10 protein-coding genes are annotated in these 14804 nt (G+C 50.9%); 3 read left to right on the top strand and 7 right to left on the bottom strand.

Annotated features, from left to right (window positions below):
* Positions 1 to 411, bottom strand: a 411-nt coding sequence (locus QVO99_RS10520; protein ID WP_288177213.1) for an SIS domain-containing protein, incomplete at its 3' end; no start/stop codon positions are given.
* A gap of 61 nt (positions 412 to 472) precedes the next feature.
* Positions 473 to 1255: a 3-deoxy-8-phosphooctulonate synthase gene (gene kdsA, locus QVO99_RS10525; RefSeq protein ID WP_288177218.1), complete on the bottom strand. Its 783-nt coding sequence runs from the start codon at positions 1253 to 1255 to the stop codon at positions 473 to 475.
* A gap of 446 nt (positions 1256 to 1701) precedes the next feature.
* Between kdsA and QVO99_RS10530 the strand changes: the two genes are divergently transcribed.
* The gene (locus tag QVO99_RS10530) at positions 1702 to 3270 is read left to right on the top strand and encodes a leucine-rich repeat domain-containing protein (protein ID WP_022317576.1); all 1569 of its coding nucleotides are present in this window, start codon (positions 1702 to 1704) and stop codon (positions 3268 to 3270) included.
* 169 nt (positions 3271 to 3439) lie between these two features.
* On the opposite strand, the gene QVO99_RS10535 is transcribed toward QVO99_RS10530, so the two are convergent.
* From QVO99_RS10535 to QVO99_RS10545, 3 genes are all read right to left on the bottom strand, one after another.
* Entirely contained in the window at positions 3440 to 4729 is a 1290-nt protein-coding gene (locus QVO99_RS10535) for a M18 family aminopeptidase (protein WP_022317577.1), read from the bottom strand.
* A 143-nt stretch (positions 4730 to 4872) separates the two neighbouring features.
* Positions 4873 to 6903: a protein-disulfide reductase DsbD family protein gene (locus QVO99_RS10540; RefSeq protein WP_022317578.1), complete on the bottom strand. Its 2031-nt coding sequence runs from the start codon at positions 6901 to 6903 to the stop codon at positions 4873 to 4875.
* Between the two features lie 82 nt (positions 6904 to 6985).
* Positions 6986 to 8284: an L-cysteine desulfidase family protein gene (locus tag QVO99_RS10545; protein ID WP_197065834.1), complete on the bottom strand. Its 1299-nt coding sequence runs from the start codon at positions 8282 to 8284 to the stop codon at positions 6986 to 6988.
* A gap of 246 nt (positions 8285 to 8530) precedes the next feature.
* Between QVO99_RS10545 and greA the strand changes: the two genes are divergently transcribed.
* Together greA and QVO99_RS10555 are read left to right on the top strand one after the other, a co-directional pair.
* Positions 8531 to 8998: a transcription elongation factor GreA gene (gene greA, locus QVO99_RS10550; protein ID WP_022317580.1), complete on the top strand. Its 468-nt coding sequence runs from the start codon at positions 8531 to 8533 to the stop codon at positions 8996 to 8998.
* 12 nt (positions 8999 to 9010) lie between these two features.
* Complete coding sequence (locus QVO99_RS10555) at positions 9011 to 9409, top strand: HIT family protein (RefSeq protein WP_022317581.1); 399 nt, start codon at positions 9011 to 9013, stop codon at positions 9407 to 9409.
* A gap of 175 nt (positions 9410 to 9584) precedes the next feature.
* Here the strand turns inward: QVO99_RS10555 and QVO99_RS10560 are convergent, their stop codons facing one another.
* A complete protein-coding gene (locus QVO99_RS10560) occupies positions 9585 to 13136 on the bottom strand; it encodes a glycosyl hydrolase 2 galactose-binding domain-containing protein (RefSeq protein ID WP_288177215.1) in 3552 nt (1183 codons plus the stop codon).
* A gap of 208 nt (positions 13137 to 13344) precedes the next feature.
* A complete protein-coding gene (locus tag QVO99_RS10565) occupies positions 13345 to 14754 on the bottom strand; it encodes a DUF5723 family protein (RefSeq protein ID WP_022317583.1) in 1410 nt (469 codons plus the stop codon).
* Between the last annotated feature and the right edge of the window lie 50 nt (positions 14755 to 14804).

Genomic DNA, 14804 nt, shown 5'->3' on the forward strand with positions numbered 1-14804 from the left:
GTTCAGATGGGCAGTGGCATATTTGGCGAGCAGCGACTCCGGGTTTCCGCTCATTCCGATAACAGGAATCTTATGTTCGATGAGATACGGCAGGAAGCGCAGCAGCTCATCGGTCTGTCCGGAATTAGACAATGCCAACACCACATCCTCTGCCTGTATCACGCCGAGATCGCCGTGGAAGGCATCAAGGGGATTGATGAAGAAGCTCGGCGTTCCCGTTGAAGAGAGCGTAGCGGCAATCTTCGCACCGATATGTCCGCTCTTGCCCACTCCGGTAACGATGAGCTTTCCCTTACACTGTAGTATGATATCAACAGCCTTGTCGAAATTGTCGTCGATATTGGGTATGAGTTCAAGGAGAGCCTTCGACTCGTCCTCGATACATTTTATTGCTGTATGTGTGTATTTCATAATTCTACTTTTGTTTTCCGATTATTCCCATCAGCACAGACTGACGGGACGGCAGTTTCTGTTAGTCAAGCAGACTCTTCACCACTCCTTCGAGGTCTTTCAGATAGAGCATGTTCGGTCCGTCGCTGAGGGCATGGTCAGGGTCGGGATGCGTCTCGAAGAAATATCCCTGTGCTCCGAACGCCTTTGCCGCCAACGCCATCATCGGCACATACTGACGGTCGCCGCCAGTCTTGCCGCCGGCTCCTCCTGGCCGCTGCACGCTGTGTGTGCAGTCCATCACCACGCGGTCGGCATACTGCGACATGGCTGGCAGATTGCGGAAGTCCACCACAAGATTGTTGTATCCGAAGCTGTTGCCTCTCTCGGTAAGCCACACCTCCTTGGCACCTGCCTCACGGCATTTCTCCACTGGATAGCGCATGTCTTCGCCAGAAAGAAACTGTGCCTTCTTGATGTTCACCGTGCGTCCGGTGCGTGCTGCCTCTACGAGGAGGTCGGTCTGCCTACACAGGAATGCAGGAATCTGCAACACGTCCACCACCTCTCCGGCATCCTTTGCCTGCCAGCTCTCATGGATATCGGTGAGCAGCGGCAGATGGTATTTCTCTCTCACGTCGGCAAGCATCTGCAGTCCGCGTTCCAGTCCGGGGCCGCGGAAGGAGTGTATCGACGTGCGGTTTGCCTTGTCGAAGGATGCCTTGAAATAGAATGTGCGGCCCGTCAGGTCGCTTAGTCGCTTTATCTCTGCCGCTACGGTGTCGAGCAATTCTGCCGACTCTATGACACATGGTCCGGTGATAAATATTGGATCCATTTGTTGATGATAAGTTTTGTTTCTAATAATTATAACAATCCCTGCCTTCTCCCGCCCTCATCTCAACGGACTATAAGGACGCAAAAAAGCATATTTCTCAATTTCACGGCAAATATAACACATCAACTCCAAGCAGCAAAGGATTTTCCGGAAAATCTTTGGCAACTATATTCCTTTAGCCTATCCGATACAGAAACTAAAAATCACATGAACATATATGAACATCTGTTTAGAAGGCTTGCCATGTCAGCAATAATCATTAACTACCTATTATCGCAATAAGGTGAGATTGGTGTAATTCTTAACAGGTGTTTACGAGCACAGCATATTCTAAATGTTAATATTTTATAAACTAAACATATTATCTTGCTTATTTTATCTATCAGAATAAATTATCTATATATTTGCAATACATAATAGCTTGTAAGCAACAAAGTGTTAATTAACATAGTACGAACCTAATTTTTTACATCATGAAAAAAGTACTATTTTATTTATTATTATTTATCTGTAGCTTTTCCACGGCAACATTTGCTCAGAGCTATCGCAGAGTTTCCGAAAAAGAAGCACTGTACATTGCCCAAAAACAATTTACAGGTAAAGATGTTGATTATTCAACATCAAGTGGCATTATACCAGAAAACGACACGATTCCTCTCAGCATAAGACAAGCTGACGTTGCAAACAGATTGTCTATGAGGTATCCTTTTAGGTCGAACAATGCCGATGAAGTTCGAGAACAGCCTGTATATCTGAACGTCACGACTACCGCCGCCGGTCAACTGGCAGAAAAGGTTGGTGACGATATAAACAATGTGGATTCATTGATAGTAAACGGCCCTATCAACGATACGGATTTCTACACCCTCTGGAGTGGGACATTCTATGGCAGGCTATCCGTCATCAATTTGGAAAACGCCGAAATTATTAATGGCGTAATACCGGAATGGGCTTTTTGCCGTCCAAAAGAACAAGTGATTGATGGATTTATATACTCGATAGGCCTAAGAAGAATCATTTTCCCTGAAGGATTGAAAGTAATAGGTCAGAGCGCTTTTAATTTTGTGGATAATTTAAAGTACATTAACATTCCAACCAGTCTCCAACGCATAGAAAAATCTGCTTTCGAGAATTGTTGGTTATTGAAGACCAACCCTCTGGTGTTTCCCGAAGGCTTCGAAAAGTTAGAAGAGCGGGCATTTATGAACTGCTCAGAATTGAAAGGCAGCGTCGTGTTGCCTTCCACAATCAAAGAAATAGGGGCATTAGCCTTTTATTCATCTAAAATAACATCTATAAACTTCCCTGAAGGATTGGAGGAAATCGGGAATGAGGCGTTTAGGGGTTGTCGGTTTAAAGAGGTGGTCATCTCGAATCCGAATATTATCTGGTCAGGCGAATCACAGTTTGGATATAATTTCAAACTGGAAAAAATATCTTTGCCCGAAGAAATGACATACATCCCTCCTCGATTTCTTGAGTGTTGTATAGAATTGAAAGATTTCCGCATACCATCTGATGTCAAGGTCATCAAGAGTGGTGCATTCAACGAATGTTTTAATTTACAGAAATTGGAATTACCTGCAGGATTGGAAGAAATTGAAGATCAGGCGTTTAGCGAATGTAATGCATTAGAAGAAATTGTTTTCCCTGCATCCTTGAAAACCCTTGGAGCTGAAAGCTGCACAAATTGGACAAATATAAAACGCATCTACAGCATGGCTGCCGAGCCGCCAGTATGCAAAGTCAATATGAACTCAGGAGCAACGCCTTTCTATCCAGGTACTCCTAATGACATCCCGGTATATGTACCTACTGGTACAGCCGAGAAATACCGCAATGCCAAGGGTTGGGATCATTTTACGAATTTCATAGAAACAGACGATTTCCCGACTTCAACTATAAATGACATCAATATAGAGCAGCAGGAATCCAAGCAAGGCATTTATGACCTGAGCGGCAGAAAAGTGACAACTACCGAAAAAGGAAAAGTATATATCATCAACGGCAAGAAAGTAATTACTGACAACAACAGCCATTAAGAAAGACTTTCAGTTATCATTTGAAGGCCAAAAGGCTATAACGACATATTAGAAACGATAGCGGTCATCCCACATTGCAAATACAGCAAAGAGGGATGACCGTTTTGGGTATTACGTTGAACGACCAGATGACAGCGTTTTGGGGTTATGCAGGTCTACGCTCTGCAAATCACAGTTTATAGAACTCCGTGAATGCCTTGATGCAGTTTTCATGGTCTGCCACAGAACCCGTCTCACGCACGGAGTGCATGCCGAGGACAGGGTTACCCATGTCTACGCCACGCAGAGGCAATGATGAAGCAAGGATATTGCCGAGGGTGCTGCCGCCTGCCACGTCGCTATGGTTGACGAAGCGCTGGCATGGCACACCGGCTTTCTCACAAATGCCTGTGAAGATGGCTGCCGAAACGGCGTCGCTGGCATACTTCTGGGCTGCATTGAACTTGATGCATGGACCACCGCCAAGCATAGGATGGTTGGTAGGGTCGAACTTCTCAGGATAGTTAGGATGCCAGGCATGGGCATTGTCGGCAGAAATCATGAACGACTTCTCCACGCTGCGGTAGAAATCCGACATTTGGCCACCCTGTGCGAACACCAGACGCTGCAACAGACTGCTCAGGAACGGGCTGCCGGCTCCCTGCTTTGTCTGGCTGCCCGTCTCCTCATTGTCGAATACGGCAAGCACCTGTGTAGTCTCCGGCACACCGCCACTCATCATCAACGCCATGAGTCCGGCATGAACCATGCTCAGGTCGTCGAGTCTGCCGGCAGAGATAAACTCGTCATGCACGCCGAAGGTGCTGGCAGGAGCAGTGTCGTAGAGATAGAGGTCGAAGTCGAGGATATCCTGCGCCTTTACACCGAGTTCGCCGGTGATGACGTTCATCAGCATGTTGCCAGCCTCAAGCTGGTCGTTCACGATGCCGAGCAGCGGGAGCATGTCTTTCTGCTTGCTCAGTTTCACACCGTCGTTCACCTGACGGTTGAAGTGGATGGCGATATTGGTGATCTGCAGCAATGGTCGCTTCACATGCAGCAGACGGGTTTCCGGCTGCAGCGGATTGCCGGTGCGCAGGATGACTCTTCCGGCGAGGCTCAGCGGACGGTCGAACCATGTGCTCATGATAGGTCCACCATATACCTCGGTGTTGAGTTTCGTGATGCCTCCCTCACATACCATTTCCGGATTCGGTTTGATACGGAAGGTGGGCGAGTCGCAATGGGCGCATATCAGATGGAATCCCGCATCGGCGATAGTCTGCCTGCCTATGCGGACGGCATAGAGCGAGGAGTCGTTCTTGGTGAAGAACAGCTGGTCGCCTGGCTCAATGGTGCCTATGGGAGCAGTGGAATCCATCTCTTTGAAACCGGCAGCGGCAAGACGCTCCTTGAGGGTCTTCACTGCGAGGAAATTCACTGGCGATGCATCGAGAAATGCGAGAAGGTCTTTTATCATAGTACTTTGTTTTTAAGTTATACAATCAAGGCGCATCGGAGAATGACAGACGCCTCATTCACACCATATTATATATAACAAGAAAGGGACATGCCCGACGTGACGATGCATCATCCGGCTGTCCCTTTCTCTGTATTTGCTTATCAGTCGTTCTGCTTGCTTCTATAATTGTCCAAGCCCTCCTGGAGGAAGTTCAGATAGTCTGACACGTCTTCCTTGAATGAGAATGGACGAGAGAGAGGCATACCGTCAGGACCGAGGGTCACGTAGTATGGCTGTGCGAGAGCACCGAACTTGCTCTGCTGCAGATAGCTCCACTTGTCACCGACAGTACGCAGAGTGCGCTTCTGTCCGTTCACGGTCACCTCGATAGGCTTGGCCAGCGGCTGCTTGTCGTCAACATAGAGAGAGATGAGCACATAGTCGTTGTTGAGTTTGTCGGCAACGCGTGGGTCTGTCCATACGGCAGCCTCCATCTTACGGCAGTTCACACAACCGAAGCCGGTGAAGTCGATGAGGATAGGCTTGCCCTGTGCTGCAGCGGCAGCTACACCCTCTTCATAAGAAGTGTACTTAGGTTTCACCTCGTTGGTATTGAGGTTGAAGTCCTGTGTGTTCATCGGCGGTGCGAAGGCGCTGACAGCCTTACAAGGAGCACCCCAGAGACCAGGAATCATATATACGGCGAATGCCAGAGAAACAAGACCGAGCATCACGCAAGGCACTGGCATTGGCTTTGGCTCACCGAGCATCACGTCGCTCTGGAACTTGAGCTTGCCGATGAGGTAGAGACCCAAGAGGAAGAAGATAGCTATCCAGAGAGCGAGGAATGTCTCACGGTCGAGGATGTGCCATCCGTAAGCGAGGTCGGCAACAGAGAGGAACTTCAGAGAGAATGCGAGCTCCACGAAACCGAGGCTCACCTTCAGTGTGTTCATCCAAGAGCCAGACTTAGGAGCTGACTTGAGCCATGCCGGGAACATGGCAAAGAGTGTGAACGGCAATGCGAGGGCAATAGAGAAGCCAAGCATACCGACTGCCGGAGCGGCGATGTTTCCAGATGTAGAGAACTCAGCGAGGAGCAGTCCGATGATAGGTGCGGTGCAAGAGAATGACACGAGCACGAGGGTGAACGCCATAAGGAAGATAGACACGAGACCTGTTGTTGCAGAAGCCTTGTTGTCTACGGAGTTTGTCCACTTAGAAGGCAACTCAAGCTCGAACCATCCGAAGAATGACACTGCGAATACAACGAGCACGAGGAAGATGATGATGTTGAACACGGCGTTGGTAGAAAGACTGTTCAGTCCGTTACCACCCGAAATAAGAGTGATAAGGAAGCCGAGCAACACGTAGATCACGATGATGGAAACGCCATAGGTAACGGCGTCGCGGATACCCTTCTTCTTGTCCTTGTTGCGCTTCATGAAGAAGCTTACGGTCATTGGGATGATAGGCCAGATACATGGCATGAGCACTGCGAGCAGACCGCCCACGAAGCCCATGATGAGGATATAGAAGAGAGAGTGGCTTGCGTTGCCACCTTCCTGATATGCCTTCAGCTCATTGATAACCGGTTTCCAGAGGTCGCCGTCGGCAACTACGGATGCCGAGTCAGCCTCAACAGCCTCGCCGGCCGGTGCCACGGCTGCAGTGTCGGCAGCGGCAGCCTCCTCTGTAGCTTCCTCCTGAGCCTCAGGAGCATCGGCAGGACCGTTGCCCTTGTATGAGAACTCCACAGAGGTTGGAGGCATACAGCCAGAGTCGTTGCAGGCGCCATACTCCAGATAACCCTTCACAGAGTATGTCTTGCCCGTAATCTTATAGCGCTGCACGAAGGTAACGCTGTTCTCATAATAGCGAAGCTGCATACCGAAAATCTGGTCGTACTCCTTGATTTCCCTGCCCTGGGCCTTGAGCTTGCCTACTGCCTTCACGCCCTCAGCCTTCTCGGTGTGCATAGTGGCAGGGATTGGTCCGTCAGCAGGGATGTTGGGGGCATATACATGCCAGCCCTTGGCGATCTTACCCTTGAAGACCACATCGATTTCGGTGTCAGAAACCTGCTTCTGACTAACTGTGAAATGTACTGGACTTCCTTGTGCCCACAGCATGATAGCCATAAGCATCATGAGCGAAGTCGTAAACATTCTTTTGATTACTGAACTTTTCATTATTACTTTATTGTTTTTTTATTTTTATTTTTCTTCGATTGTTTATCAAGGTGACTCCAACAGGAATCCTTATATAGTTACGTCAATCCTCCTTCACGCCTTTGTGGGTCATGATGTCGAGCACGAAACGGTCGGTATCGTTCATGCCGCGGCTGCCGATGGCTGTGAGGTTGCGGATGCTCTGGTCCACATCGTCGTCGATGATTCCCTCGTATGAGGTGACATATTTGTGCTGCATGGCGAGCATCGCACTGAGCACCGCCGTGCTCACGCCGCTGGTGAGCTTCAGGGCGCAACTTGGCTTCGCACCGTCGCAGATCATTCCCGTAAGGTTTGCTATCATATTCTTCACCGAGAAGCAAATCTGCTCGAAGTTGCCGCCCATGAGATATGTGATACCGCAGCTGCTGCCCGTGCTGGCAACCACGCATCCGCAAAGTGCAGACAGCGTGCCGAGGTTTTGTTTGATATATATTGCCGTGAGGTTACTCATCACAAGCGCACGGATAAGCTCCTCCTCGGTGTTATGGTTCTCCTTGGCAAATACCACCACCGGCATGGTGGTGCAGATACCCTGGTTTCCGCTGCCGCTGTTGCTCATCACCGGCACCATGGCTCCCGCCATACGTGCGTCGCAGGCACAGCTTGTGGCAGACAGTATTCTGGAGAAGATGCTATCGCCCATGATTCCATGACCGAGCGGACTGCAGAGCGTCTTGCCCAGCTGGTGGCCATAGTTCTCGCGCAGTCCTGCCGCAGATGCAGCCTCGTTGAGCTTCTTGGCGTCGAGGATGAAGCGGATGTCGTCGAGCTTGGCAGTGTGGGCGAATTCATACACTTTACCCAGCGTCAGCCTGATGTCGTCGGCAGCCTGTGAGGCTTTAGCGGCACACGAAGCCACGTTGAGCAGCTCCTCTGCGTCCTTGCGCATGAAGACGAAATTGGTGTGGGAGCTCTTGATGCGAGCCTCAGCTTCCTTTCCGCCAGCCTTGCAGAGGGCGTTGATATACAGTTTGTCGGCGTCATCATGTTCGAGGGTTATCTTGATTCTTCCCTCGTCGATGTATTTCTTTCCACGCTCCACATCGTCCTTCGTGCAGTCGCGGAGCACTTCCAGACTGAGTTCAGGCTTTCCTGCCAGCGCTCCCAAAGCGATGGCGATGGGAAGACCGATCATTCCCGTGCCAGGGATGCCTACTCCCATGGCGTTCTTAAAAATGTTTGCACTAAGTCTGACATCAATAGTATCAGGCTCCGCTGCAAGCAGCTCTGTTGCTTTTGCCACACAAAGTGCCACAGCAATAGGCTCGGTACATCCAATAGCAGGCACAACCTGACGATGCATCAAGTCCAAAATAGCATTATACTCTGAAGGTGTAATCATAATATAACAAGGATAATAAAAGTATTGCACAATTATGTAGCTGCAAAAATAAGCATAATTATATTAACAAACACGTTTTTAGCCAATTTTTTATTTTGTAATTATGAAAAATATGCCTATCTTTGCAAAAAGAATAGACATTTGGTGAGAATATAATGGATTCCGGCACTAATTTCTCTGCCGGAATCCATTATATTATATTGCCAGGAAACACATAAAATCAAATAAAAAATAATTTTCATTATGGCTTACATGTCACAAGATGGCTACGACAAGATGGTAGCCGAACTGAAACGTTTGGAAAGTATTGAGCGTCCGAAGGCATCTGCCGCAATCGCAGAGGCTGCCGACAAGGGCGACCTTAGTGAGAACTCTGAGTATGATGCGGCAAAAGAGGCACAGGCTCATCTGGAAGACAAGATCAACAAGCTGAAGCTCGCCATCGCTGAAGCGAAGATCGTTGACACGTCACGCCTCAGCACCGACACCGTACAGATTTTGTCGAAGGTGGAGATGACAAACATCGCCACTAAGGCAAAGATGACATACACTATCGTCAGCGAGAGCGAGGCGAACCTCAAGGAGGGAAAAATCTCCATCAAGACTCCTATCGCACAGGGACTGCTCAACAAGAAGGTGGGCGACGAGGCTGAGATAAAGATTCCTCGTGGCACCATAAGACTGAGAATCGACAAGATTTCCGTAGAATAAAAACTATAGATTATGGACATTTTTTCTAAGATTGCTGCAGGCGAGATTCCAAGCTGGAAATGCGCCGCAAACGAGAAATTCTATGCGTTCCTCGACATCAACCCTCTGGTGAAGGGTCACACTCTGGTGATTCCACGCCGTGAGGTGGACTACTATTTCGACATGACCGACGAGGAGATTGCCGAAATGGCGGTATTTGCAAAGAAGGTGGCAGTTGCCATCAAGAACGCTTTCCCATGCCGCAAGGTGGGCATGGCGGTGCTCGGACTGGAAGTGGCTCATGCCCACGTTCACCTCGTGCCGATGCAGAACGAGAAGGACATGCTCTTCTCTAACCCTAAGCTGAAACTCACCGACGAAGAGTTCAAGGAAATCTCCGACAAGATCTTCGCTGAGTTCAACAAACTGTAATTACGCTGCCCCACTCTGGCTGAAGGAAAACTAAGAGCAGGGACACGACGGAAACTCCAAGAGATTTTTAACCCCAAACGGCATGATGACCGTTTGGGGTTAATTTTTTTTATGGACAAATTGCCATATAAGACAAGAAATGACGACACTCCTACCCTATCTCCGTACGGCTTTACTATTTCAACACACAATGTTCCACGTTATATCCCGTAAGCTCGACAAACGGTACTTGCTGTCGCGCATCGGCATTGTCCCATCTGATATTGACAGTGCGCTCCTCTCCGGGCATGAGGTGGAAATAATTGTCTGAATAGTCCACGGGCAGCACCTGACAACCATCGCCGGTCTTGAGGTTCAGCCTTATCATCATTGCCGGTGTGGAAGCGGTGTTCCGCAAAGTCAGAGTCATGCCGTTGCCGGACGGGCGTTTTACTGAAGCCGCCACATTCACCTGGGGCAGTGTGGCAAGCTGCTGCAGATTGCCTTCATCGGTAGACAGAACATAGAAATTGGTAGACAACGTCGCGTTATTGCTGTCTGCAAGTCTCAAACGGATGTAATACACCGTTCCGTCGATATTCCCGGGCACGGAGTCGGTGGCGAGAGCTGCCAGTTCTACGGTGGAGTCACCATTGGAGTTTACCATATTGCTATCCACACGGACAATATTGCCACGGATATCGAGCAGTTCGCGGGTTGCCACAAGGTCTTTATAGTTATCCGCCGTGCGGTTTACCACCTCGATGCTGCGTGTCAGGGCGTTACGCTGGATATGCAATGGTTCGCAAGCCTTGCGTGCGCCGAAGAAGGCTGCCGTAGGTTCGAAATAATAGTCATAACACTGCCATGTATAGCTTGGCCAGCAGGCGTGGCTCATCCAGATGAGCAGTCCCTGGCGGTATTTCGAGTCTGCCTCATACATCGCACGATAACCTTCATAGTTTTCCCATTGTGCCAGACGGGTGAAGTCGTCGGCAGACTCCGGTTTGCCGAACATACGTTCGACGATTGCCATGAACGAAGCGCCTCGCTGAGCGCCTGCCTGTGTGAAATCATGCTGTCCCCAGGCGTCGCCGGGTTCCCATTCTATCGGTTCTGCGAGTGTGCGGCGTGTGCCTTCCGGCGTCATCACGTTAGGCATGCCACGCTCGGTATGCAGTTTTCCGCTCTGCTTGGCGAAGTAGGTACGTGGCGGTTCCGCCCAATACGGTCCGTGTCCGCTCACTCCATCATCAGCCGAAGATGATATGTAGAGTAACTTCGGGTTCATCTCTGCCACAGTCTGCCGCAAACCGTCGTCGAGGGTCTTTGGAGGATAACCTTCGTTTCGTCCGCAATAGAGAGCAATCGACGGATGGCGGCGCATACGGCTTGTGAAATCACGGGCATTGCGCATGAACATCACCTCGTCGTCGGGATCCGGTCCGTCGGCAGGGTTGGCAAGCCAGAAGTCCTGCCACACCATGATGCCATACTTGTCGCAAGCGTCATAAAACTCCTCGTCGCCGGTCATTCCCACCCAGTTGCGAATCATATTGAAGTTCATGTCGCGGTGCAGGCGCACGGCAATGTCATATTCCCTCTGGCGATAGTTGAGGTTAGACTCCGGGAATCCCCAGTTTCCGCCGAGCGGCACGATGCGTCGCCCGTTGACGAAAAGTTTCAGCTGCGTGTCAGGGTCGGCATATCGCATCTCCCTTATACCTGCCTTGTAGTGGATGCGGGCAGTGGCGTTGTGGCTCTGCTGATTGTCTGCCAAAAACTCAAATCCGGCATCATGCAGATATGGTTCGCCATGTCCGTTTGGCCACCAGAGGCGTATGCGCCGGTCGCACAGGGTCTGGTATTCGTCGGGACTGAACACCACCTCTCGCTGTTCTCCGGCTTTCAGCGTGATATTCTTTTCAAACTTCAGATTGCCTATCCATCCTCTCAGCGTTCCGCTCACTTCCTTGTCGAGCCAGTTGTGCGCCAACACGCGTGGCGTCATGGTGGCAAGGGTGTCGGGCAGATTGTCGAAACGGGTGCTTACTACGGGGTCTGCGAGTGTTACGGAAGCAGTAGAAGTAAGATAGACATCGTTCCAGATACCGATATCACGACCGCGGATAGTTGATATCCAGTCCCAGCCGATAGTGGCATGGAAGGTGGGGTTGTCTGCTCCGAGTATGCCGCCGTTGAAATCGGTGTTCAGATGGTTTTTCTCCTTTATCGCTCCGGGATGTGCATTCTTGTGGATAAGCACGGCGAGTGTGTTTACTCCTCCGTTGAGATATGGCGTGATGTCGGCTACGGAACGGGTGAAGGCTCCCTCTATACGGTCTATCTTCTTGCCGTTGACCCACACATCGGCTTTCCAGTTGATGCCGTCGAAATTCAGAAGCACCCGCTGTCCGGCCATCTCCTTCGGCAGGGAGAAGGTGCGGCGATACCAGAAGTCGGAGTTGAAATATGAATCGCTGATGCCGAACATATTGTCGGCATAGTCTGGATTGGCAAGAGCGCCATAGTTGACGAAACTGGTGAGCACGGTGGCTGGCACGGTGGCTGGAATCCAACTGTCATCGGTGGCAAACTGTCCGGTGGAAACCTTCTCACCTCCTGCTTTCACCTGTGACGCGCGGCACACTTTCCAGTCTCCGGCATTGAGCATCATGCGGTTGTCGGCATATCCACCGTTTGCTGATTCCATACCGGGGCGGGTTGCAGACTCCGTGTCGCGCCGAACGCCCTTTCCTTCAACCTTCAGTTCGCTCAGCACGTATGCCTTGGTTGGCACATCGCCGGTCTTCGCCACATCAATGCTGCCGCCGTCCATGGTGACTCTGACATAGCGGCAACTGACGCTGCTGAGTTTTATGCGGTCGGTGCGCCGCTTGCTGTTGTCGGGCAGCGTTGCCACACGGCGCCATTGCCGGGCGTCGTCGCTGACTTCTATATATCCATGCTTGGGTCGGCGTATCCACGAAAGGTCAACGAACGACACCTCTGACTTTGCCGCCAGGTCTACCTGTGCCCATTCATGTCCCTCGCCGGCACTCATCCAGGCGCTTCCGAAACGGGAGTTTGGTATGACATCGGCAAGCACCCGCCCACCGTCCTTGTAGAAGTCGATATTGAAGACTGTCCAATATACAGCTCCTTCCATATCCAACTCCAGGCGCATGGCCGTGATGTCCCGGCAGTCAGCGGGCAGGTCGAACTGCAGATTGATGTCGCGCTGCGGCAGCATGCTTGTCCCGGTCTGCTTGTTTGGGTCGCTGCTCACCTTGCTCTTCGACAAAGTGCCGGGCAGCTTGCCGCCCCGGTCTTCTGCCACCACACGCCATCCGCCTTTCTTGCCGGTCGGCACAAGCACTTTTATACTGTAGCCTCCATGTGCCTTCGCCTCATCGTATGCCACATAGCAGCGCAACTTCATGCGGTCGGCTTTCACCGACATCGCCGTCCACTGATATTGCAGGCTGTTGCTGCTGCCCATCAGCGTGTTGCGGGTCCACTCCCCACCGTCGATTGCCCATTCCCGCTCGCGTCTTGGCAGCGGTCCGGCGGCATCGCATACGGTGAGTGTCGGCGGCATCGCGGTTGTCACGATGCCATCGGTGAGAAGTTGTCCTGTGAGATTGTAGTCGAAACATGATGATGTGCGCACCTGGCGCATCAACGACAGGTTGTCATCGGCATCGGGATTGGCAGCAAAGGCTGCTGATGCGAACAAAAATGCCATTAGGCTATTGGCTATCCTACGGTAACAGATCATATATAATAGGTTTTAGATGCGAAGTTAAGAAAAGTATTTGAAACGGCAAGCGTTAATTCATGAAACAAACGTTCAGTGACGAAAAAAGCCAGAGACCATCGGGCTATCAACACCCATTGGCCTCCGGCTATATCACAAGCGGCTGTCATACCGCGCAAAAGTCCGTTATGGCATCTTACCATGTCACGCTCATACCCATCGATATGCTGGCGTTTGAGCTGAGAGGGATACATTCCTTGCTGGTCTTGCCAAGGATGTGGTCCATGCCGATGAAGAAGTTGTAGCCCTTCGGATGGATGTTCACCACATATCCCATGCTTGTAGCAAAGCTGCTTGCCGCAAAGCTGATGCCCCCGTCAAGCCACTTGAGGGGTTTCCAATTGGCGCTCAGTCTGCCTTCTGTCCATGAGTATTCTCCCTTGATGCGTGTTGTGCTGAGCAGACCGAAGCTTATCTTGCGGTATGCCGGCAACTGATACTCACAGCCCACATTCAGTGTGGCTCCCAGTCCTGTGGTGCGACTTCCCTTGTCGCCTTTGTCCTGCAGGTTTATGAAGTCTGTTATCTGGTCACTGTATTTGTCTGTCTGGTCATCGATGGTTCCCGGGCGGTCGCTATTCACTGAAGTGTCATGGAATCCGCTGAACTCGAAGCTCTTGTTCTTGTTGGTTGCCTGCATGTCGTTGCTCCAGCTCATGAATCCGAGGTCGAGCACCGAGGCGCTCACCGTCCAGTCTTCGTTGATCTTATACACGGCACCCAGGTCGAGAGCCATACCGAAGCCTCCGAGTCCGGCTCCATCCACATCGATGTCGTCAATCTTCTCGTATGTGCCGGCACCTGCCGTTTCATACTCCTTTTCCTTCATCTTATACTGGAATCCCTTCATCGAGACATCTGCCTGAGCGTCACCGCTGATTGTCCATTTCTCCGGTGCCGAGAGGTCTGCCTTCACGTCCTTGAACTTGAAGTCGGCACGTGCCACTCCGAAGAGGAGTTTGAATTTCGCACCTACTCTCAGCTTCTCGTCGATATTGCGTGAATGACCGAACGCCAGTTCCACATACGACTGTGCGTGGGCGCTGATGTCACCGATGTTGTAGCTGTTGTTGCCGGTGTTGCGTGCAAACTCGAAGAGTTCGTATGGCAATACCATACCAAGCGATGACTTTGAATTGAGTTCCACGGTGTTGTATCCGCCGAACGCCTTGAAGCCGGCAGCGAGAAGCGCCACTGACACGTCGCCCACCACTCTGTTGTTGCCGGTGGAGAATCCGTCGAGCGCCTTGGCATCGGAGATATAGGGGTTCATGAAGGTCGTCATCTTCTTGTTGCTGTCGATGCCGAAGCGTGGGTTCTTCATCACCACGTCTTCATAACCGAAGTTTCCCTGAAGACTGATGTTCACGTTGCCGAGACCTGGAATGGAAACGAAGTTCTGGTCGTTGCCGAATGCCGGGTTCATAGTGTTGCGGGATGCGAACTGGTCGGTGAAATACGCCGAATTCAGGTTCTGCGCCATTGCCGAGCTACCGGCGGCAAGCATTGCCACGGCGAGCATATTCTTTATCTTAAGACTTGTCATAATCAGGTTTTGTGTTTAAAGGTTAACCTCAAATCCGCAACTACGCGCCT

The organism is Prevotella sp. CAG:592, from assembly GCF_000436015.1.
Taxonomy (GTDB): domain Bacteria; phylum Bacteroidota; class Bacteroidia; order Bacteroidales; family Bacteroidaceae; genus Prevotella; species Prevotella pectinovora.